The sequence below is a fragment of the Klebsiella oxytoca NBRC 105695 genome (assembly GCF_001598695.1).
Lineage (GTDB): Bacteria > Pseudomonadota > Gammaproteobacteria > Enterobacterales > Enterobacteriaceae > Klebsiella > Klebsiella oxytoca.
In genome coordinates, this window is the sequence record NZ_BCZK01000020.1 from 1 (window position 1) to 21,634 (window position 21,634).

21 protein-coding genes are annotated in these 21,634 nt (G+C 55.2%); 7 read left to right on the forward strand and 14 right to left on the reverse strand.

The window, feature by feature from the left end; all coding sequences use genetic code 11:
- Window positions 1-59 precede the first annotated feature (59 nt).
- The 8 genes from proX to KO1_RS24490 all read right to left on the reverse strand — a co-directional run bounded on the left by proX (window position 60) and on the right by KO1_RS24490 (window position 8,078).
- Window positions 60-1,055 carry a glycine betaine/L-proline ABC transporter substrate-binding protein ProX gene (gene proX / locus KO1_RS24455; protein WP_004114704.1) on the reverse strand — a complete coding sequence of 332 codons (996 nt, stop codon included), beginning with the start codon at window positions 1,053-1,055 and terminating at the stop codon, window positions 60-62.
- Between the two features lie 60 nt (window positions 1,056-1,115).
- On the reverse strand, window positions 1,116-2,180 hold the full coding sequence (proW, locus tag KO1_RS24460; RefSeq protein ID WP_023329966.1) for a glycine betaine/L-proline ABC transporter permease ProW: 1,065 nt from the start codon (window positions 2,178-2,180) through the stop codon (window positions 1,116-1,118).
- A complete protein-coding gene (gene proV, locus KO1_RS24465) occupies window positions 2,173-3,375 on the reverse strand; it encodes a glycine betaine/L-proline ABC transporter ATP-binding protein ProV (RefSeq protein ID WP_004104775.1) in 1,203 nt (400 codons plus the stop codon). The genes proW and proV overlap by 8 nt, the downstream gene beginning before the upstream one ends.
- Before the next feature lie 345 nt (window positions 3,376-3,720).
- The gene (gene nrdF, locus KO1_RS24470; protein WP_023329965.1) at window positions 3,721-4,683 is read right to left on the reverse strand and encodes a class 1b ribonucleoside-diphosphate reductase subunit beta; all 963 of its coding nucleotides are present in this window, start codon (window positions 4,681-4,683) and stop codon (window positions 3,721-3,723) included.
- A 10-nt stretch (window positions 4,684-4,693) separates the two neighbouring features.
- Window positions 4,694-6,838 (reverse strand): class 1b ribonucleoside-diphosphate reductase subunit alpha, encoded by a 2,145-nt coding sequence (gene nrdE / locus KO1_RS24475; protein WP_004114699.1) that lies wholly within the window; start codon window positions 6,836-6,838, stop codon window positions 4,694-4,696.
- Window positions 6,811-7,221 carry a class Ib ribonucleoside-diphosphate reductase assembly flavoprotein NrdI gene (nrdI, locus tag KO1_RS24480; RefSeq protein ID WP_004104769.1) on the reverse strand — a complete coding sequence of 137 codons (411 nt, stop codon included), beginning with the start codon at window positions 7,219-7,221 and terminating at the stop codon, window positions 6,811-6,813. The genes nrdE and nrdI overlap by 28 nt, the downstream gene beginning before the upstream one ends.
- Window positions 7,218-7,463: a glutaredoxin-like protein NrdH gene (gene nrdH / locus KO1_RS24485; RefSeq protein WP_004104766.1), complete on the reverse strand. Its 246-nt coding sequence runs from the start codon at window positions 7,461-7,463 to the stop codon at window positions 7,218-7,220. The genes nrdI and nrdH overlap by 4 nt, the downstream gene beginning before the upstream one ends.
- A gap of 183 nt (window positions 7,464-7,646) precedes the next feature.
- Entirely contained in the window at window positions 7,647-8,078 is a 432-nt protein-coding gene (locus KO1_RS24490; protein WP_004104764.1) for a carboxymuconolactone decarboxylase family protein, read from the reverse strand.
- Between the two features lie 87 nt (window positions 8,079-8,165).
- Here KO1_RS24490 and pdxR point away from each other — a divergent pair, with 87 nt between their 5' ends.
- A complete protein-coding gene (gene pdxR, locus KO1_RS24495; protein ID WP_024274599.1) occupies window positions 8,166-9,527 on the forward strand; it encodes a MocR-like pyridoxine biosynthesis transcription factor PdxR in 1,362 nt (453 codons plus the stop codon).
- Between the two features lie 69 nt (window positions 9,528-9,596).
- Here pdxR and KO1_RS24500 read toward each other — a convergent pair whose 3' ends face one another.
- Window positions 9,597-9,923, reverse strand: a complete 327-nt coding sequence (locus KO1_RS24500; protein ID WP_004104759.1) for a DUF883 family protein — start codon at window positions 9,921-9,923, stop codon at window positions 9,597-9,599.
- A gap of 149 nt (window positions 9,924-10,072) precedes the next feature.
- Here KO1_RS24500 and KO1_RS24505 point away from each other — a divergent pair, with 149 nt between their 5' ends.
- A complete protein-coding gene (locus KO1_RS24505; protein WP_004104757.1) occupies window positions 10,073-10,423 on the forward strand; it encodes a DUF2002 family protein in 351 nt (116 codons plus the stop codon).
- Between the two features lie 41 nt (window positions 10,424-10,464).
- Here KO1_RS24505 and alaE read toward each other — a convergent pair whose 3' ends face one another.
- Window positions 10,465-10,914 (reverse strand): L-alanine exporter AlaE, encoded by a 450-nt coding sequence (gene alaE, locus KO1_RS24510; RefSeq protein WP_004104747.1) that lies wholly within the window; start codon window positions 10,912-10,914, stop codon window positions 10,465-10,467.
- A gap of 704 nt (window positions 10,915-11,618) precedes the next feature.
- On the opposite strand from alaE, the gene stpA reads away from it, so the two are divergent.
- Window positions 11,619-12,020: a DNA-binding protein StpA gene (gene stpA, locus KO1_RS24515; RefSeq protein ID WP_004104745.1), complete on the forward strand. Its 402-nt coding sequence runs from the start codon at window positions 11,619-11,621 to the stop codon at window positions 12,018-12,020.
- A gap of 46 nt (window positions 12,021-12,066) precedes the next feature.
- On the opposite strand, the gene KO1_RS24520 is transcribed toward stpA, so the two are convergent.
- The 4 genes from KO1_RS24520 to KO1_RS24535 form a co-directional block, all read right to left on the reverse strand.
- Complete coding sequence (locus KO1_RS24520; protein ID WP_004104744.1) at window positions 12,067-12,246, reverse strand: GDFGVC terminal motif YodC-like protein; 180 nt, start codon at window positions 12,244-12,246, stop codon at window positions 12,067-12,069.
- A 92-nt stretch (window positions 12,247-12,338) separates the two neighbouring features.
- Window positions 12,339-12,860, reverse strand: coding sequence for a rhodanese family protein (locus KO1_RS24525; RefSeq protein ID WP_047720732.1), 522 nt, complete (start codon window positions 12,858-12,860; stop codon window positions 12,339-12,341).
- A 9-nt stretch (window positions 12,861-12,869) separates the two neighbouring features.
- The gene (locus tag KO1_RS24530) at window positions 12,870-13,169 is read right to left on the reverse strand and encodes an ArsR/SmtB family transcription factor (protein WP_004104742.1); all 300 of its coding nucleotides are present in this window, start codon (window positions 13,167-13,169) and stop codon (window positions 12,870-12,872) included.
- Between the two features lie 250 nt (window positions 13,170-13,419).
- A complete protein-coding gene (locus KO1_RS24535) occupies window positions 13,420-15,195 on the reverse strand; it encodes a sigma-54-dependent Fis family transcriptional regulator (protein ID WP_047720733.1) in 1,776 nt (591 codons plus the stop codon).
- Between the two features lie 251 nt (window positions 15,196-15,446).
- Between KO1_RS24535 and exaC the strand changes: the two genes are divergently transcribed.
- The 4 genes from exaC to KO1_RS24555 all read left to right on the forward strand — a co-directional run bounded on the left by exaC (window position 15,447) and on the right by KO1_RS24555 (window position 21,616).
- A complete protein-coding gene (gene exaC / locus KO1_RS24540) occupies window positions 15,447-16,967 on the forward strand; it encodes an acetaldehyde dehydrogenase ExaC (protein WP_004114686.1) in 1,521 nt (506 codons plus the stop codon).
- A 663-nt stretch (window positions 16,968-17,630) separates the two neighbouring features.
- Entirely contained in the window at window positions 17,631-18,227 is a 597-nt protein-coding gene (locus KO1_RS24545) for a fimbrial protein (RefSeq protein ID WP_016810044.1), read from the forward strand.
- Window positions 18,228-18,387: 160 nt separating this feature from the next.
- A complete protein-coding gene (locus KO1_RS24550) occupies window positions 18,388-19,047 on the forward strand; it encodes a fimbrial biogenesis chaperone (protein ID WP_032692342.1) in 660 nt (219 codons plus the stop codon).
- 25 nt (window positions 19,048-19,072) lie between these two features.
- On the forward strand, window positions 19,073-21,616 hold the full coding sequence (locus tag KO1_RS24555; RefSeq protein WP_024274597.1) for a fimbria/pilus outer membrane usher protein: 2,544 nt from the start codon (window positions 19,073-19,075) through the stop codon (window positions 21,614-21,616).
- Window positions 21,617-21,634 lie beyond the last annotated feature (18 nt).

Sequence of the window (21,634 nt, forward strand, 5' to 3'; positions counted from 1 at the left end):
TTTTGTAGCCCGGACAGATGTGTAGTATCGCCTCCGGGAATTGGCTATAAATTGGGAGACTATTTCTGCGCGGCCAGCGCTTCTTCCACCCAGCCGTCAAACTGCTGCTGGTGGGCTTTGATCCAGCCATCGACGTGGCCCTGGATATCTGCCTCAGAACCATGTCCCGCGTGCATCATGGCATTTTCGGCGTTGATATCGGCAATCGGCAGCTTCATGATGCTGAACAGTTTCGCCGCCGCCGGGTTTTTCTCGGCCCAGGCTTTGTTGGCGACAATATGCATTGTGTTCACCGGGAAGCCATAGTTCATGCCGTTTGGCAGTTTGGTATCAATATCTTTCTGTTCGCCCGGCAGGGAAGAGAACGGCACCTGCAGCCAGACGACATCTTTACCCGGCTTCAGCACGTCGCTGACCCAGTAAGGCGTCCAGGTGTAGTAGATCACCGGTTTGCCCTCCTTATAGCGGGCGATGGTATCGGCCATCATCGCCGCATAATTGCCCTGATTATGCACTACCGTATTGCTCAGGCCGTAGGCATCAAGCTGATGGTTGATGACCGCTTCACAGCCCCAGCCTGGCGTACAGCCGGTCAGATCGGCTTTGCCGTCGCCGTTGGTGTCAAAAAGTTTGGCGATTTTCGGATCTTTTAGCTGGTCGATAGATTTGATGTGGTACTGCTCGGCCGTTTTCTTATCAATCAGGTAGCCCTGCGCCGCCCCATTCACAAACACGCCTTCGCGGTAGAATTTTTTATCACCGCCGGCGGCTGCGTACATATCGTCATGCAGCGGCTGCCAGTTGGTGGCGATGTAGGTGGTATCACCTGCGGCGATCGAGGTGTAGGCGACGTTATAGTCAACTTCGCTCGGCTTATCGACGGTATAACCGAGCTTTTCCAGCGCGCGGCTGACCAGCAGGGTCTGGAAGGTCTCTTCCGAAATTGTGCTCTGTGCTGGTTTTACGGTAATGCCTTTACCAGGCAGATCCGCCGCGAAGGCGGTGGTGGAAATGAGGGCGGTAAACGCTGTGGCAAGGATCGCTGTATGTCGCATCGTTGTTCCTTTATTTGTCAGAAGGGAAGTCCATCCCCCCGGCAGCGGGGGGATGTGCTCTTATTTACAGAAAGGGCGAGTAATCAGCCCCAGAGGGCCGGTTGCGTACCAGCGGCGGTTGCCGCGGCTGCGCGAGTCCCGTCCTACGGCCTGAGTCAGGCGGTCAAGAATAATGGCGAGGATAACAATCCCGACGCCGCCAACGGTGGCCAGACCCATATCAAGGCGACCGATGCCGCGTAGTACCATCTGGCCGAGACCGCCAACGGCAATCATTGAGGCAATCACCACCATCGACAGGGCCAGCATTAGCGTCTGGTTAACCCCGGCCATAATGGTCGGCATGGCCAGCGGCAGCTGAACCTTAAACAGCATCTGACGCGGGCTGGCGCCGAAGGAGCGCGAAGCTTCAATCAGATCCGCCGGCACCTGGTTAATCCCCAGAATAGTCAGACGAACAATCGGCGGTAGGGCGAAGATAATGGTCACTACCACGCCCGGAACGTTACCGATACCGAACAGCATGACGATGGGCACGAGATAAACGAACGCCGGGGTGGTTTGCATCGCATCCAACAGCGGACGGATAATCTTCGCCGCCCGCGGGCTCCGCGCCAGCCATATCCCAAGCGGCAGGCCGATCAGCATACAAAACAGCAGCGCGGTCAGCACCAGCGCCAGGGTTACCATCGCCTGCGACCAGGCGCCGATAGCGCCGATGGCGATCAGCGAAATCAGCGTCGCCGCGCCCATGCCGATGCTGGAAATCTGCCAGGCAATCAGCGAGAAAATAATAATCGCCACCGGCGCCGGCATGCCCAGCAGCAGCTGCTGGAAGGCGCTCAGGATGTAATCCACCGGTACGCGGATCCCCTGGAAAATCGGACGGAAATGCATCACTACCCAGTCGATGCCGTGCGTGACCCAGCTATCGAGCGGAATCAGCGTTTTATGGAACGGGTCCATTATATTGAAGTGTTCCGGCTGCGGCGCAGGCGCGCTGCTTAGCCAGTCGGCACCGCCGCCATCGGCCGGTGCTGGCGTAGAAGTACCCCACGCATCGGCGGATTGCGCGGCGCTATCCGCCGCCGGTGCGGTGTCCCACGGGTTAGATTGATCAGCCATTGTTTGCCCCCTCGCGATCTAAAGCCTGCAGCAGCATGCGTTTTGAAATGATGCCGATGTACTGGTGCCCTTCATCGACAACCGGCACCGCGCACGGTGCATGGCCAACGTGAGAGAGCAGCTCGCTGAGCGGCGTTTGCGCATCCACCGCCTGTGGGGAGTCGATTAACGCCGCATCAATTCCCTGACCCTCGCTCAGCGCGGCTTTCAGGGAATCGATGGAAACAATGCCAACAAACTTATTCCCGCGTTCAATGACGTAGCCATATTCGCGGTCTTCATCCTGCAGTAATTTCAGCGCGGAACGCGGGCCGAAACCTGGCGTTTTACGAATCAGGCCAACCGGACTACGGCGGGCAATATCTTTGGCACTGAATACCTGGCTAATATCGACGCCGCGGAAGAAGGTTCGAACATAATCATTGGCAGGATTATTGAGTATTTCATCCGGCGTACCGACCTGAACCACTTCACCATTTTGCATAATGGCAATGCGATCGCCAATTCGCATGGCTTCATCAAGGTCGTGGGAAATAAATACCACGGTGCGCTGATGTCTGGCCTGTAATTTAGTTAGCTCATCCTGCATTTCCGTACGAATTAAGGGATCGAGCGCCGAGAAGGCTTCATCCATTAACAGAATATCGGGGTTGATCGCCAGCGCGCGGGCGAGACCAACGCGCTGACGCATGCCGCCGGAGAGCTCGTCCGGCCAGGCGTGAGCGTAGTTTTCCAGACCTACCTGACGCAGCGCCTCCAGCGCTTTCTCCTGGCGTTCCTGAGTCGGCACGCCGGCCAGCTCCATGCCGAAAGCGGCATTATCCAGTACGGTCATGTGCGGCATAAGGGCAAATGATTGAAAAACCATTGCAATCTTTTTCCTGCGCACTTCGCGAAGCTCGGCCTCAGAGATTTTAGCGATATCGACACCGTCGATCAGAACCTGGCCGCGGGTGGGTTCAATCAGGCGATTGAGAAGGCGAACCATGGTCGATTTCCCCGATCCGGAGAGCCCCATGATGACGAATATCTCGCCTTCTTCAATGGTCAGACTGGCGTTCTTTACGCCAAGCGACAACCCCGTCTTTTCCAGTATTTGTTCTTTCGATAGTCCTTTTTCGATATATTTGAAAGCCCGCTGCGGGTGCTCGCCAAATATCTTATAGAGATTCTTGATTTCTAATTTAATTGCCATGCAATAGAGCGTTTCCTGTTATTTATTAATATCGATATGGTACCCGGTGGTGATAATTGCTTTTTTACACCCTAACATACTGAGAATCTGTGACAACCCTTTATGGCGAATTACTGCGGGAATGCACAAGGGACAATTCCGGTTCATCCCCCGTGATATAAGGGCTGAGCGGGAATTGCTCATGGTTGATATTTTTTAGTTATGTTAGCTTAATTCGGGCGGAAATCGATGGCATTCTGTTGAATATGACGCAGTGATGACCGAAAGATATTGAGTGGGATGAAAATGAATAATGTGAAATAAATCACCAGGAAATATGCAGATATATTCCTGGTGAAAGTAAGGCTAAAAGTCCCAATCGCTATCGACGGTTTCTTCCGCTTTTCCCATGACATACGACGAACCCGAGCCGGAGAAGAAGTCGTGGTTTTCGTCGGCATTCGGCGAAAGCGCAGCGAGGATCGCCGGGTTGACGGCAGCCATTTCCGCCGGGAACAGCGCCTCGTAGCCGAGATTCATCAGCGCCTTGTTGGCGTTATAGCACAGGAAGGCGTTAACCTCTTCAACCCAGCCGCTATCGCCATACAGCTCGCGGGTATAGGCCAGCTCGTTGTCATACAGATCCATCAGCAGATCGAGGGCGAAGTTTTTCATCTCTTCACGCTTCTGGGCGCTGACTATTTCCAGCCCTTTCTGGAATTTGTAGCCAATGTAATAACCGTGTACCGCTTCATCGCGGATGATCAGGCGAATCAGATCGGCGGTGTTGGTCATCTTCCCCCGGCTGGAGAAGTACATCGGCAGCCAGAAGCCGGAATAGAAAAGGAATGATTCGAGAAAAACGCTGGCGATTTTTTTCTTCAGCGGTTCATCAGCCTGGTAGTACTCCAGCATCAGCTGCGCTTTACGCTGCAGCGGCGCGTTTTGTTCGCTCCAGGCGTAAGCGGCATCGACGTCTTTAGTCTGGCAGAGAGTAGAGAAAATGGAGCTGTAGGAGCGAGCGTGTACCGCCTCCATAAAGCTGACGTTCGACAGTACCGCCTCCTCGTGCGGGGTGAGGGCGTCGGCCATCAGCGCCGGGGCGCCAACGGTATTCTGGATGGTATCAAGCAGCGTCAGGCCGGTGAAGACGCGAATTGTCAGCTGCTGCTCCGCCGGGGAAAGCGTTTGCCAGGCGGGGATATCGTTAGACAGCGGCACCTTCTCCGGTAGCCAGAAGTTGCTGGTCAGCCGATTCCAGACCTCCAGATCCTTATCGTCTTCAATTTTGTTCCAGTTGATGGCGCTGACGCGCGATAAATGGGTCATCCTGTTCTCCTTACAGCGCGCAGGACACGCAGCCTTCGATTTCGGTACCTTCCAGCGCCAGCTGGCGCAGACGGATGTAATAGAGCGTTTTGATGCCTTTCTTCCACGCGTAAATTTGCGCTTTATTGATATCGCGCGTGGTCGCGGTATCGGGGAAGAACAGAGTCAGCGACAGCCCCTGATCGACATGACGCGTCGCCTCGGCGTAGGTGTCGATGATCTTCTGCGGGCCGATTTCGTAAGCATCCTGATACAGCGCCAGGTTGTCGTTGGTCATAAACGGCGCCGGATAATAGACGCGTCCGGTTTTCCCCTCCTTGCGGATCTCTATCTTCGACACGATCGGATGGATGCTGGAGGTCGCGTGGTTGATGTACGAAATAGATCCGGTGGGCGGCACCGCCTGTAGGTTGCGGTTATAGATGCCGTAGCGCATCACGTCATCGCGCAGCTGCCGCCACATATCGCGGTCGGGCAGGGTAATCGCGGAGCGGGCAAACAGCGCGCGGACTTTTGCCGTTTTCGGCTGCCAGTCGCCTTCCAGGTAGGGCCGGAAATAGTCGCCGCTGGCGTACCGCGACTGCTCGAATCCGGCAAAACGGGTCCCTCTTTCACGTGCTATCAGCATTGAAGTGCGCAGCGCGTGCCAGGTAATGGTATAGAAATAGAAATTGGTGAAATCCAGCCCTTCCTCGCTACCGTAGGCGATGCCCTCGCGCGCCAGATAGCCGTGCAGATTCATCTGTCCGAGGCCGATGGCGTGTGAAGCGGCATTACCCGCCGCGACCGACGGCACCGAACGGATATCGCTCATATCGGACACCGCCGTCAGACCGCGCACGGCAACTTCGACCGTGCGGGCAAAGTCGGGAGAGTCCATGGTGTGGGCGATATTCAGCGAGCCGAGGTTGCAGGAGATATCCTGGCCGATGCTGGCGTAATCCAGGTTTTCATCAAAGGTGGAAGGCGCGTTGACCTGCAGGATCTCCGAACACAGGTTGCTCATATTGATGCGCCCGGCAATTGGGTTCGCGCGGTTAACCGTGTCTTCAAACATGATGTACGGGTAGCCGGATTCAAATTGAATTTCCGCCAGCCGCTGGAACAGATCGCGGGCGCGGATCCAGCGCTTGCATACCCGCTCGTCGGCCACCAGTTGCGCATACATTTCGCTTACCGCGATATCGCCGAACGGTTTACCGTACAGACGTTCGACGTCGTAGGGCGAGAACAGCGCCATCTGCGCGTCTTCCTTCGCTAGCTGAAAGGTAATATCCGGAATGACGACCCCGAGCGAGAGCGTTTTTATGCGGATTTTTTCATCGGCATTCTCGCGTTTGGTATCGAGGAAACGCAGGATATCGGGATGATGGGCATGCAGATAGACCGCGCCGGCCCCCTGACGCGCGCCGAGCTGGTTGGCATAGGAGAAGGCATCTTCGAGCATTTTCATCACCGGTACGACGCCGGAGGACTGATTTTCGATACGCTTGATCGGCGCCCCGGCTTCGCGAAGATTAGAGAGCAGAAACGCCACGCCGCCGCCGCGTTTCGATAGCTGTAGCGCCGAATTCACCGCCCGGCCAATCGATTCCATATTATCTTCGATACGCAGCAGGAAACAGGAGACCAGTTCGCCGCGCTGCTGTTTACCGGCGTTGAGGAACGTCGGCGTAGCGGGCTGGAAACGCCCGGAGAGGATCTCATCGGTTAGCTGGTGGGCCAGCGCCTCGTTACCCTGCGCCAGGCTCAGGGCCACCATGCAGGTGCGGTCGGCAAAGCCTTCAAGGTAGCGCTTACCATCAAAGGTTTTCAGCGCGTAGCTGGTATAAAACTTCCATGCGCCGAGAAAGGTCTGGAAGCGAAAACCGCCGTTTTGAGCATAGGTAAACAGCTCAAGAATAAACTGGCGATCGTAGCGCGCCAGGACCCTGGCATCGTAATAGCCTTCGGCGACCAGCCACGTCAGCTTGTCGTCCTGGCTGGCGAAGGGCACGGTATTCGGCTCAACGTGGTTGGCCATAAACGCCGCCACTGCCTGGCGATCTTTGTCAAACGGGATGCGACCATTGCTGTCGTAGAGGTTCAGCATCGCGTTGAGGGCATGGAAATCCGGCGCCTCGGTGGTTATACGTTCTGCGGTTGTCGTTGCCAAAATTCGCTTACTCCTTTACGCACGTTGTCGACATCTTGCGGGGTGCCCATCAGCTCAAAGCGATAGAGGTACGGTACGCCGCATTTCTGCTTGATGACGTCACCCGCCCGACCGTAGGCCTCGCCGAAATTGCGGTTACCCGCAGCGATGACGCCGCGAATGAGCTGGCGGTTATGCGGATCGTTGAGAAAACGGATCGCCTGGCGGGGTACTGCGCCCGCCGTGCCGCCGCCGCCATAGCTGGGGACGATAAGAATGTAGGGTTCGTCTACCTGAATGCGCTCGCGTTCGTTAAGCGGTATACGCACGGCGGGCAGCCCCAGACGCTGGACGAACCGATGCGTGTTTTCGGAACTGCTGGAGAAGTAGACGATCAGGCTCATAGGCTGGCCGCTGAGGCTGTTGGACGCAGGCGGTTAATCATATCGGGACGGAAGCCGGACCAGCGGGTCTCTCCGGCAATCACCACCGGTAGCTGGCGGAAGCCTTGCTCGCGCAGCATATCGACGGCTTCAGGATGATGGTCAATATTGACCATGTCGAACTCAAACCCGCGGGTTTCCATGGCCCGTTTCGTGGCATGGCATTGCACGCAGTCATTTTTAGTGTAAATAGTAATGCGCATGATTCGTATTTCCATTTAAGATAACAGCACGACGCAAAAACTGGCGTCGCGTGCTATGGGTTATCGTTGAAGGAAATACTAGATGTAGTTATTTAAAAGTTCAACAACTCAATATATATGGTTTTTGTAAAGACTGGCCCCCGAGGAAAGATCCGCCGGGGGACGGGATTTCTTACCGAAAAATTACAGACGCATGCTTACCGCCAGGCGGTTAAAGGCGTTCATCAGGCTGATGGCGAAAGTCAGATCGCTAATCTGCCGGGCGTTAAAATGATCGAGGAGCGGTAGATAAACAGCGTCTTCCGCATGGCTTTCGGCGATATGGGTGACCGATTCAGCCCACGCCAGCGCCGCGCGTTCCGCATCGCTGAAATGGGCGCTCACCCGCCAGCCTGCCAGGGCGTCCAGTTTGTTTTGCGCCACGCCGGATTGACGCAGGGCTTTGCTGTGCATCTCCAGGCAGAAGGCGCAGCCGTTGATTTGCGATACCCGCAAATACACCAGTTCTATCAGCGCGCCGTCCAGCTCGCTTTTTTCCAGCGTAATCTTGGCCTTAACCAGAGCGTTATAGACTTCCGGGCTCAGTTCATTGTACGGCTGACGTAGTGTGTTCATTTTACTCTCCTCATTAAGACGCGAGGAAAATAGCACTATAATGGACTGCATAAGATAGCCATATTGTGATGAAAAAAGCAGACCAAGATGGATGCCAAAAAAATCCCGCATTACCAGCGTATCGCCCGACAGCTCAAGCAGGCAATTGAGCGCGGCGAGCTGGCGCCGGGCAGCAGGCTGCCGGCGAGTCGGGTCTATGCTCAGGAGCTTGGCGTATCGCGAGCAACGATTGAAAACGCCTGGGGAGAGCTGGTAGCGCAGGGCTGGCTGGAGCGGCGCGGGCAGGCGGGAACCTTTGTCAGCGATCGCCTCAGCCCACAGCAAAGCGTGCCTGAACGCTCTGTTACCGGCGATGAACCGACAGCGCCGCTGCCGCTTCAGCTTGGGCTGCCCGCGCTGGATCTGTTTCCACGCGGTCTGTGGACGCGGATCATGGGGCGCCGGCTGCGTACGCAAACGCGTTTCGATCTCGCGCCCGGCGATCCCTGCGGGGACCCGACGCTTCGGCAGGCGATCGTCGATTATTTGCGCCTGTCGCGCAGTATAGAGTGTCGTCCTGAGCAGGTGCTGGTGACGGGTAGCTACCCGGCGTCGATGAGCCTCATTCTGCGAACCCTGTCCCGGCCGGGCCAGCAAATGTGGATGGAGGATCCGGGATTTCCGCTTATCCGGCCGATCGTGAGCGGCGAAGGGGTGGCGATCTGCCCGGTTCCGGTTGACGAAGACGGAATGGATATTGGCTGGGCGCAGCGGCATTACCCAAACGCGAATTTTGCGCTGCTGACGCCGGCTCATCAAAGCCCGCTCGGCGTTGCGCTCTCATTGACCCGGCGCAGACAGTTACTGCTATGGGCGGCGCAGAATAACGCGTGGATTATCGAAGATGATTACGATAGCGAATTCCGCTATCGCGGCAAGCCGCTGCCGCCGTTAAAAAGCCTCGACGCCCCGCAGCGCGTCATCTACGCCGGTGCGTTCAGTAAAACGTTTTTCCCGGCATTACGCGCAGCGTGGCTGGTGGTGCCGGAACCGCTGGTGGCGCAGTTTCGCCAACAGGCGGCGCTGATGAGCTGTAGCGTGCCGACGTTGTGGCAGCAGACGCTGGCTGATTTTATCCGCGAAGGCCATTTCTGGCGCCATCTGAAGAAAATGCGCGCCAGCTATGCTCAGCGTCGTCAGTGGCTTGAATCGGCGCTGCGGGAGCACGGTATCGCGGTGGTTCCGCAAGCGGGCGGCATTCAGATGGTCGTCAGGGTAAGCGGCGACGATCGTCAACTGGCCCTGCGCGGCAGACAGGCCGGTCTGGCCATCCAGGCGTTAAGCGACTGGCGAATGGATAGCCGGGGAGAAGGGGCGCTGCTGATGAGCTTCACCAATTTAACCTCAGCGGAGATGGCGGGCGAGGTGGTACGAAAGCTGACTCGGGCTCTCGCTTCTCAGGACAAATAAAAACCCCTGCATACCGGAGTAGGCAGGGGTGGACGCGTATTTGTTATCTTCATTGGTCTGGCAGTTTTATTATCGACGTAAATTCAACAATACGCCAATAAATACCCCAACGGCTGCTGCAGCGCCAACGCTTTGCCACGGTTTGTCGCGCACGTAGCTGTCAGCGCAGCCCATGGCGTCGCATGCCGCCTGCTGAACGCGGTTGTTGCCGTTAAGGCGCGCGCGGGTCTCTTTTAGCAGCGCCTGCGCTTTTTTACGCGCGGCATCCGCTTCGTCTTTGGCGTCGCTGCCCCATGATTTCAGCACCTCTTCCAGCGTATCCGCTAATTGGCTGACATCGTTATGGATATCTTCAGCGCTCTCTTCTACGTTGTTGCGGTTTGCTCGGTTAGCCATTGGTTTCTCCCTTTATTCCATTGAGTCTATAAGTGTAGGACAAGATTTTGCTTTATGCTGTAAATCGCCCTTTATGGAATATTCCGAAAGCGTTGGCTTTAATGAATAAGGTAAGGTTAACGTGCGGTAAAAGATAATGAGGAATTAGTATGTATTTAAGACCCGATGAGGTGGCGCGAGTTCTTGAAAAAGCCGGCTTCACCATGGATGTTGTGACGCAAAAAGCCTATGGCTATCGCCGTGGCGATAATTATGTTTACGTGAACCGTGAAGCTCGTATGGGGCGTACCGCGTTAATTATTCATCCGGCTTTAAAAGAACGCAGCACTACGCTTGCGGAGCCCGCGTCGGATATCAAAACCTGCGATCATTACGAGCAGTTTCCGCTGTATTTAGCGGGAGACGCTCAGCAGCATTATGGTATTCCACACGGGTTCAGTTCGCGCATGGCGCTTGAGCGTTTTCTGAGTGGCCTGTTTGGCGAAGCGCAATACAGCTGACAAAAAGCGGCTGGCGGAACCAGTCGCTTTTTCGCATTAACTCAGGCTTTGGCCTGCTGGTAGGGACTGACGCGGAAAAGGCGTCGGCAGTAGTCGAGGAAGTAGCCGTACGCTGCGCCCATCATCATCGACACCACGATATTTGAACTTACCGCCGCGGCAATCTGATGCCAGTCAGCGCCGACAACCAGCAAAATCGCCACGTAGACCGGCGACTGGAAAGTCACATAGGCCACCACATCCGCAATGTTCTTCATCCAGCCTGATGTGCTGACGCGGCGCGCCTGGCGCATCGCAAAATCGCGATAAAAACCGTAGGGGACGGCAATAATAATGTTCACCGGAATCGCCACCAGTCTTGAAGATAACGACTGCTCGAAGCTCATTCCGGAGAGAAAGATTTCGATCATCATGTTCACAACGGTGCAGTAAACCACCATCGCAAAGGTGTCTGCTACCGCATGACGCAAGCGGGACTGCGCAGAGAACATCGGTGTGCTCCTCGAAAATGAAGTCGATAATGCCAAAAGATTCGCTTTTGTTTAGCGTTTTGGGTTGCCTGTTTTGATGTGCGTAGAGTATATCTCTGCATTAAAAGTGGCAACTAGCTATAAATTTTTATTTAAAGGCTTTTTGTCGATAAAATACTCTGCAACTGGCTGTTTTTTGTTCATTACGCTACTTTTGTTGTCATTGCTTTATTTGTTATTATTTATCAATGGGTTAATTTTATTGCGCGTAGAATGGACGATACCTCTGGCAATGGGTAACAGCGTCGTTTCGCGACAGAATCGGGTTCTGATGTGAACGGGGTCACTTTTGGAGTTTTTTACGTATCAAAGAGCATAAAGCTAGCATGATATGCTGTATAACTATTTGGGTGGCTATTCATAACTCATGCATGAATATTCCGTACAGACGCCTGCCGCATTTTGCCTGGCTAAGCGGAATATTCTGATAACTCGCTGAGCCTACAGGTATTACATCAAAGAATGGCCGCTATTCATATTGCGCTATCTTTCAGCGCTTATTCATTGCTAATAATTACCCTGTTATCGGTTTGTTTATCATATTTGTTGTCGCTAAGTGAGGATGGATATACAGAATTATCCAGGGCTGGAAATAAATAATCGAATCAATTAAACTATTGCCGTCACTTTTGTTTTATTTGCTATTTGGGAATTTTTTGAAATATATGTCATTACTATTAGAGAAACTGAATAATATTCGTTCACTCCGCGCCATGTCTCGTGAATTCTCCATTGACGTGCTTGAAGATATGCTGGCAAAGCTAAGGACCGTCACTGAAGAAAAACGCGCTGAAGAGCAGGCTGCTCAGGCACAGCAGGCGGAATATCAGGAAAAAATAAACACCTGGCTGGAATTAATGACCGCTGACGGTATCACCCCAGAGGAATTAGTGGGCCACGCGACCGCGACTTCAAAAGGCGGCAAAAAGCGCCAGCCGCGTCCGGCTAAATATCGTTTTACCGATCATACCGGCGCCGAGAAAACCTGGACCGGGCAGGGACGTATGCCGAAGCCGCTCGCTAAAGCCGTCGCTGAGGGTAAATCCCTTGAGAGCTTCCTGATCTAATATTCAGAACGGTGGGGAAACCCACCGTTATTTTTACCCGGCTTAATCAGCACACACCAAAATCGCCGTCTTCTTTATAAGCCGTTACCTCGGTTGCTTTCAGCGTATATTTCTCCCCCTGCTCGTTACCGGCCTGAACGGCAATAATGCTGTCGCCCTGGACTTCAACGACTTTGAGTTTTGGTCCGCCTGCGCGCGGCTGTACCAGGTCACCGACTGTAAACATACTTCTTCTCCTGTGTGCTGATAAAAATCATCGCTGACAATAACCATAGCTCAGCAAAAGCGTTATCAACAGCTGACCGAAAGAGGTAGGGGTTAACGACGATTCCAGGGCATCAGCGCCAAAAGCCGCGCCATGCCGCAAAAGCCGGTGATACCGGCGAAGGCGAGTCCGGCGCCGACGAATGCGCTAAGCAAAAAAAAGCCGCTGTTAACCGCATAACCTAAAGCGACGCCAAGCAAAATCAGGACGCCTGCGGCGATTTGAACCTGACGCATCAGCGGTAGCGGCTGTGATTTATCCTCTTCCACCGGCAGACCTGCCGCTTTCCAGGCCTGTATTCCACCAGCCAGCAGCCTGGCCTGCGCCGGCGCGGCGGAGGCGGCCAGACGGGCGGCGTTATTCTGAGTGCGCGAACCTGCCTGACAGTGAAAAACAATCGTCTCCTCGGGGCTGGCGTGCAGCGCTGCGCCTTTGTTCAAGGTTTCCAGTGGGACGAGTTGTGCGCCGGGAATATGCTCACGGGCATATTCATCGGCATCGCGGATATCGACCAGCCGGGCGCCTCTGGCGATGAGCGCCCGGGCTTCGGCGGGAGAAAGTGTAGCGATAGTCATAGACGCTCCTTAAGGACAGTAAATTGATTTTAGCGCGGTGACGATTTGCTGCACCGCTGGCCGGGTAATGAAGTAGTGGATCCGCTGCGCCTGACGCTCGCAGCCGATCAGCCCTTCATCGCGCATTCGCGCCAGATGTTGAGATGTGGCGGAGGGGCTTAATCCGGTGATCCGCGCCAGCTCGCCGGCGCTGGTGCCCGGCGAATCGCACAGCATGCACAGAATCAAAAGCCTGCTGGGATGGCTCATGGCTTTCAGCAGCGCGGCGGCTTCGCCCGCGCTGGCCTGTAGCTGTTCTGGTGTATTCATTTATTTTAGTCTTTTCTAAATTTAGTAAATACTAAAATAAAAAAGCGCATTACGCCAGTCATGAATGTTGTGAGGCTAAATAGCCTGGCTGAGTCCACGACGATTTATTTCAGCCTGTGGCGTCGGTAGCGCGCAGCTTGTCTGGCAGGCGTCGGGCGACGATTAACCTCCCTGTGCGAAACGATAAGTAAACGCCTGTTCGCCTGGCTACCGCCGCGCTTCATGCCCTGACGTAATCTCCATGGCTGGCTCACTGGCCTCCGCGGCGGGCGGCGCGGCGATAGAGCGTACTGCGTGCGACGCCTAAAGCCTGCGCGGCCTTAGTGATATTGCCGTTATAGCTTGCCAGGGTGTCGGCAATCAGCTGCGCATCGTGCTGCTGTAGCCCACCCGGCGCGGCGGTCGGGGTTCGGTACTCATGAGGCAAATCATCGACCCCCAGCGTTTCGCCATCTTCGGCAAGCGCCAGCAATACTCTCATCAGGCTTTGCAGCTGGCGCACATTGCCTGGCCAGGGCTGAGCCGCCAGCCGTTGTATAACCTCCGGGGCCAGCGTGATGCGACGTTTCTCTCCGCCCTGCTCGCGCCACAGCCGCTGAATAAACGCAGGCAGTTCAGGCCACTTGCGCAGCGGCGGCAGCGTCAGGGCAAACTCACGCAGGCGGTAGAGCAGGTCTTCGCGGAAGACGCCTTCGGCCACCCGCTGCGCCAGGTTGCGATGGGTCGCGCAAATGACCGCGAAGTTCACCGGCGAGCTCCGGCTGGCGCCTAGCGGCGTGACCTCTTTCTCCTGCAAGACCCGCAGCAGCCGGGTTTGTAGCGCTAACGGCATATCGCCAATTTCATCAAGAAAAAGAATGCCGCCATCGGCCTCGCGGATTTTGCCGATATAGCCGTTTTTGTTTGCCCCGGTAAACGCGCCGGGCTGGTAGCCAAACAGTTCTGATTCAATTAGCGATTCCGGAATAGCGGCGCAGTTGATGGCGACGAATTTGCCGCTGCTCCAGCGGCTGTGCCGGTGCAGCGTGCGGCTGACGTACTCTTTGCCGCAGCCGGTCTCTCCTTCGATACATAAGCCAATCCCGGCATTAAGCAGACGCAGCAGCTTTTCTGATTCATGCGGGCTGGAGAACGGCAGATCGAGTGCCGGGCGCGCGGTCGTCGCCACGCTGGCGGTCGCGGGAGCACGCAGACGGTAATAGTAGTTGTGCCCTCCGACGGCGACCGGCAGCGGGATACTAACGGCGGTTTGCCGCAGCTGCGAAAAAAGCTGCTGGAAAGTGAGATGACCAAACCGGGCGGCGTCGAGGTCGAATTCGCGCATCGCCAGCCGGTTAGCCGCCGTCAGCACGTTATCGGTAAAGACCAGCAGCCGTTCGTCTACGCTGTCGAGTTTTTCCGCCCGGGGATGCAGGCTCATCAGCCACTGCTGCGGGTGCAGACTCTGTTTCACCCATAGATATTCTATTTGCTTCGCGGCGCCTTTTACCCACGCCAGCGTCCGGGCGTGCGGATAGTGGGCCGGGCCGGAGATATCCAGCACCCCGGCTATTTTCCCCTCGGGATTTTGCAGCGGTACGGCGGCGCAATACAGGCCCTGGTTGCTGGTGAGGAAATGCTGACGGCCATCAATTTCGCAGCTGTCGTCTATCGCCAGCGCGGTGCCGATGGCGTTGGTTCCGCGTCCGCTTTCGCTCCACAGGTTGCCCGGGGCTAAAGCGAAGCGCTGCGCTTTCTGCATGGCCTGCGTCTCACCAAAGGTTTGCAAAACCAGTCCGCTGGCGTCAGAGAGGATCACCACCGATTGCAGATCGTTGACCTTGCTGGACAAGGCATTAACCACCGGCTGGGCCAGCTTTTGCAGACGGCTATGGCTGGCGAGCCTGTCGGCCAGCTCGCTGGCGTGCAGGCGAGGGAAGTCGTCAGTAGCGGGGTCGATGCCATAGCGCTGGCTGCGGCACCAGGAGTCGCTCAGCAGCGGGCTCGCTTTGATCTCTGGCGTCAGGGCAAATGGATTTCCTGGCACGGGACACCTCGTCATCTCACTAGTGTTGCAATATTGTAGCTACAAGGTTTTGTTAGTGTTGCGATTTGCAACACATAAGGAACATTCAGTGCAACAGAAAGCGAGATTTATAAGCTATCAATATGAAAAATAGAAATATTTTTGGTGGCGAAAAAGGTGGCACGCCCCCTGCAATGGTCTGAAGACGCAGCGAGCCCCCGGACAAAACTAATACGCCGCTGCGCTTCAACCCTACATGAAGGAGATTCGCGATGCGTTATGCACATCCTGGCACGCCGGGCGCTTTGGTTTCACTGAAGTCTGCTTACGGTAACTTTATTGATGGTAAATTTGTCGAGCCGATTGGCGGCGAATTCTTTATGAACACCTCCCCGGTCGACGGTAGCAACATTGGTCAGTTTCCACGATCGGATGCCAAAGATATCGACTTCGCCCTGGATGCGGCGCATCGGGCCGCCGACGCCTGGGGCAAAACGTCGGCTCAGCAGCGCGCCAATCTGCTGCTGCAGGTTGCCGACCGTATTGAGGCCAACCTCGAGTATCTGGCGGTGGCGGAGAGCTGGGATAACGGCAAACCGATCCGCGAAACGCTCAACGCCGACCTGCCGCTGGCGGTCGATCACTTCCGCTACTTCGCCGGCTGCCTGCGCGCGCAGGAAGGGAGCACGGCGGAGATTGATGAAACGACGGTGGCTTACCATTTCCATGAGCCTCTTGGCGTGGTCGGACAAATTATCCCGTGGAACTTTCCGCTGTTAATGGCCGCCTGGAAACTGGCGCCGGCGCTGGCGGCAGGTAACTGCGTGGTACTAAAACCGGCGGAGCAGACGCCGCTCAGCATCACGCTGCTGCTGGAGATTATTGGCGATCTGTTCCCGGCGGGCGTCCTTAACGTGGTTCAGGGTTTTGGCAAAGAGGCGGGCGAAGCGCTGGCCACCAGTAAACGCATTGCCAAAATCGCCTTTACCGGCTCGACGCCGGTTGGCCGCCATATTATGGCCTGCGCGGCGGAAAACATTATCCCTTGCACCGTTGAGCTGGGCGGTAAATCGCCGAACATCTACTTTGCCGACGTGATGGAGGGGGAAGAAGAGTATATCGAGAAGGCGGTGGAAGGCCTGGTGCTGGGCTTCTTTAACCAAGGGGAGGTTTGTACCTGCCCGTCCCGCGCGCTGATTCAGGAGTCTATTTACGAACCCTTTATGGCGCGGGTCATGGACAAAGTGGCGCAAATTCGCCGCGGCGACCCCTTTGACACCGGTACGATGATCGGCGCGCAGGCGTCACGTCAGCAGTTCGATAAAATACTCTCGTATATCAAGATCGCTCGCGATGAAGGCGGTACCATCCTGACCGGCGGCGAACGCGCCAGCATCTCTGCCGAACTGGATAACGGCTACTATATTCAGCCGACGCTGATTCAGGGACGCAACGATATGCGCAGCTTCCAGGAAGAGATTTTCGGCCCGGTGATTGGCGTGACCACCTTTAAGGATGAAGCTGAGGCGCTGTCTATCGCTAATCAGACCCAGTTCGGCCTTGGGGCTGGGGTGTGGACGAGGGATACCAATCTTGCCTATCGCATGGGGCGCGGCATAAAAGCCGGCCGGGTGTGGACCAACTGTTATCACATCTATCCTGCGCACGCCGCATTCGGCGGTTACAAACAGTCCGGCGTAGGGCGTGAAACGCATAAAATGGCCCTCAACGCCTACCAGCAGACGAAAAACCTGCTGGTCAGCTACGGTACCGCGCCGCTGGGCCTGTTCTGATCGAAGCCTGCTATTTATTCATTTTTCAATACCGCCCGCAATCTTGTTTGATTGCGGGTTTTTATTCCATAAAAAAAGTACTGTTATTGCTTTTGCGTCCAGCCGCTTGCCGCTTAAAAAAGCTTCTTCCATATTGATTATTAATAATTACTCACGTGATTATTGATTATTCGTTTACGAAAATAAGATTGAACGCAACCTAAGATTAATCCTAATATTTAATAAATGCCGCGCGTGCTCACGGATTTATTGCCGCAAAATAGCGGCTAAATTCGTTGTTTTTGTTAAATTGTGCAATCCAATGTTGCGATTTGATGTTGTTGTATCGTGATTTTTGGTTGCGTTAATTAACAAAAAGCGCAATGTCTTTAATATTATTTTTATATGTGAAATAAAACAGCATTTCATTAACATAACAAAATATTGCGATTTGTAATGGGTAGGGATAGTATTTATTTGTTCCCTGAATAAATGGTTAGTCAATTTCGCTAAAAGCACTTTTTATTTTATTACGCATGATCAATTGAGCGGCACGGGTTTTTTCCTGATGGCCAGCGGACGGAACGCCAATACTATTAACATGGAGGATCTGTATGCAGATTTGCGCGGCCTTAAGCCTTAGCGCGGAGTCTGTAAAAATATAAGTTAGAGATGAGATAAATAATGAAAACGCAATTTCGTATTATGGCAATGTTTGTCGGTGCTCTGGTGTCTGGCAGCGCATTATCTACGCCTTCACAGCCGGCCAGTTCGGCAATGACCGTGAATCCCGGCTCGAATGCGGGCACGCAAGGAACGGGCGGTCAGGTGGAATTTACCGGCTCCATTACCGACTCCTCCTGTAATGTTGATAGCACCAGCGCGAATCAAAGCGTCGATCTGGGAAAATGGGCGAGCAGCTATTTTACCGGCACGGGTTCAGAAACCACCAAAACCTCCTTTCATATCAAAGTCAAAGATTGTCCTTCCACCGTCACCACCGTCTCGGTGCTGTTTGACGGTACCCGCGATAGCAACAATAGCGATCTACTGGCGATTAACGGTACCGCAAAAGGGGTAGCGATTAAGCTGTATGAAGATGACAAATCGACGCCGGTTGAGCTTGGCGACGTTTCTCGCGGCCATAGCGTTACCGCCGGTGCCAGCGGCACCACTACCGGAACCGCCGATCTCGAATTCTTTGCTGACTATGTCTCGACCAGTGCGGTTACCGCGGGTTCTGCCAACGGTACAGCTAACTTCAATATGGTTTACAACTAATAAAATAAAAGCGGGTAACGCTACGGTTATTAAAGCTTGCCCGGGCCGGGCAAGGCGTTAGCTTCTGCCTGGCTGAAAGACGGGCGCTCTGGTTTATCCATATTTATTATCAGGCTTTGTTACTGATACCCGCTTTTATTATTCCCGGACGGTAATGATTATGAAACGAACGATCGCCGCGCTAGCCTTGTTAATATTATCCACTGCGGCCCACGCCGGTATTGTCATGGGAGGAACCCGGGTAATCTATCAGGAAGGGAAGCGAGAGGCCGCAATATCAGTTACTAATGCAGATAGCCATTCGCCTTATCTGGTGCAATCGTGGGTGGAAAATTATGCGGAGAATAATAAGAGCCGGGTGCCGTTTATCGTTACGCCGCCGTTATTCCGGCTCGATCCAGAACAGCAGAACGTGTTGCGTATTAATTTCATTGGCGCAACGCTGCCCGCGGATCGGGAATCGGTATTTTGGCTCAATGTAAAAAGTATTGCGCCAACGAAAAAAGATGAAGTGAATAAGCTACAGGTCAATATTAAATCAAAATTTAAGATCTTCTATCGCCCGAATGGCCTGACGGGTGACCCAGCCGATGCATGGCGCAAGCTGACGTTTAAAATTGACGGCTCACGGCTGGTAGCGCAAAACCCGACGCCCTATTTTGTTTCATTTTTTACCCTTTCGGTGGGCGGCAAGGAGATTACTGAACCCGGCATGATTGGACCCTTTAGCCAGCAAGAGTGGCCGATTCATCGCACCGGCATTATTAAGTGGCGCGCCATTAATGATTTCGGCGGGATGACGGATTTCGCGCAACAGTAATTTTGCTTCGTCTGGTCAGGATATTGTGAAAAATAACCCCTCTGGTATGACTTCCGGTTATACGGCGATCGCTGCGCCAACCGGCGGGATTTCATTATTAGCGACGGTGCCGACGGCGCTTTTCCTGCTTTGTCAAAGCGGCATCGCGCGGGCGGATGAGTACTTCGATCCGGCAGCATTAGAATTTGCCAATCCGCAGCAAAAGACCGCTGACTTACGCTATTTTGCAAAATCAGGCGGCCAGCAGCCGGGGACTTATTCAGTCAGCATTTGGGTGAATAATCAGGAAATAACCCGGGGCGAGGTGACGTTTATCGACAGCAACGGCGCGCTGCAGCCGCAGTTAACCCCGGCGCAGCTGGCGGAATATGGCGTGAACGTCAGCGCTTTTTCTGCCTTTCAATCGCTGCATGAGGGGCAAGCGTTCACCCACATCGAGCGCTACATTCCTGATGCCAGTAGCCGTTTCGATTTTGCCGATCAGCGCCTGATCTTAAGCATTCCCCAGGCGGCCATGAACGTCCAGAGCCGCGGATACGTGGATCCAGCGCGCTGGGACGACGGTATCCCGGCGGCGTTTGTTAACTACAACCTGACCGGGTCGCAAACCCGGCAGTCGGATGACAATAGCCAATCCAGCTATCTGAACCTACGCAGCGGGGTTAACCTTGGGGCCTGGCGCCTGCGCAACGTATCGTCGATGGAGTACGATCGCACCCGGCGCTGGAATTCGCAGAGCACCTGGCTACAGCGCGATGTGAAATCCCTCAAAAGCCTGCTGCGAATGGGCGATACCTTTACGACCGGCGACGTTTTTGACAGCGTGCAGTTTCGCGGTATTCAGCTAATGTCCGATGATGAAATGCTGCCGGACAGCCAGCGCGGCTTCGCTCCAACGATCCGCGGGATGGCGCATAGTAATGCCAAGGTGACGATATCCCAGCATGGCTACGTGATCTATGAAACGTTCGTCTCGCCGGGGGCGTTTGCAATAAACGATCTCTATCCGACGGCGCAAAGCGGCGACCTCGAAGTCCAGGTGAAAGAGAGCGACGGTTCGGTGCGAACCTTTACGCAACCTTTTTCAGCCGTACCGTTTATGCTGCGCGAAGGGCGGGTTAAATACAACCTGAGCGCCGGGCGCTTCCGTTCAGCGCAGCGCCAGGGGCAGTCGCCGACGTTTTTACAGGGCACGCTGTTTTATGGGCTACCGGCTGAATTCACGCTCTACGGCGGTAGCCAGCTGGCGCAGGATTACCAGGCGTGGGCGCTTGGCGTCGGGCGCGGTTTGGGCGAACTGGGGTCGATCGGAGGCGATGCGACGTGGGCAAACACCACAGCGCCGTCGGGAAAGCGCTCGGCAGGTCATTCGGTGCGCGTGCAGTATCAGAAGGATTTTGCCGGCACGGGGACTTCATTCAGTCTCGCCAGCTATCGCTACTCCTCCAGCGGCTACTATGACTTCAGCGAAGCGAATACGCTTGAAAGCCGCAACGGGCTGCTCGACAACAAGCGCAGCCGCGAAGAAATATCGCTTTCTCAGGCCTTTGGCGGTATCAGCAGCCTGGCGATATCCGCCTGGTCGCAGGAGTACTGGCACAGTCATAGCCGCGATGAAACGCTGCATCTCGGATTTTACAGCGCCTGGCGAGGCGTGACGTGGGGCGTGGGTTATTACTACACCCAATCATCCGATCGACAAAAAGCCGATCGTTCGTGGTCCTTTAATCTGAGCGTTCCGCTTTTCGGCCCGCTATCCGAGAGCGCGATCAGCTACAGCACGACCTCCGACAATAGCGGACGTACTTCGCAGCAGGCGTCGCTGTTCGGTTCGCTTCCACATCATCCCAATTTCTACTACTCCCTCCAGCAGGGCTACGTTAACGGCGGCCAGGGCAGTAACAGCAGCGCCGCACTGGATTACCACGGCGGGTACGGAACCGCGCAGCTCGGCTATCGCCACGATAGCGCCAGTCAGCAGCTTACCTGGGGCGCATCGGGCTCCGTTGTCGCCCATCCTCATGGCGTGACGCTCGGGCAGACCGTCGGCGAAAGCTTTGCCATCGTGCGTGCGCCGGGCGCTGCTGAGGTGGCGATTCAGAACGGCAGCAATGTGCATACCGACTGGCGAGGCTATGCGGTGGTGCCTTCGCTGACGGCCTATCGCAAAAACACCATTACACTTGATACCGAATCGCTGGCCGACGATGCCGATGTCGAACTTGAAGGACAGACGGTGATCCCCGGCGGCGGGGCGGTGGTGCAGGCGAACTACCAGACCCATATCGGCAGCCGCGTGCTGTTTACCCTCAGCGATAGTCACGGGCCGCTGCCGTTCGGCGCCAGCGTTCGCTTGCGGAAAGCTGAAGGCGATCCTGGCGGGGCCCCGGGCGGCATGGTGGCCGACGGCGGGCAGGTCTATCTGAGCGGCATTCCGCAGGAAGGGACGCTGGATGTCGCCTGGAATGCCGACAACATCTCACGGAGATGCGCGCTGCATTTCCATCTTACCGATACCGTACAGCAGAGGCAGAGTCCGGTTAAAACCGTCTCTGGCTTCTGCCAGTAGGTCTGCACAGAGGTGATT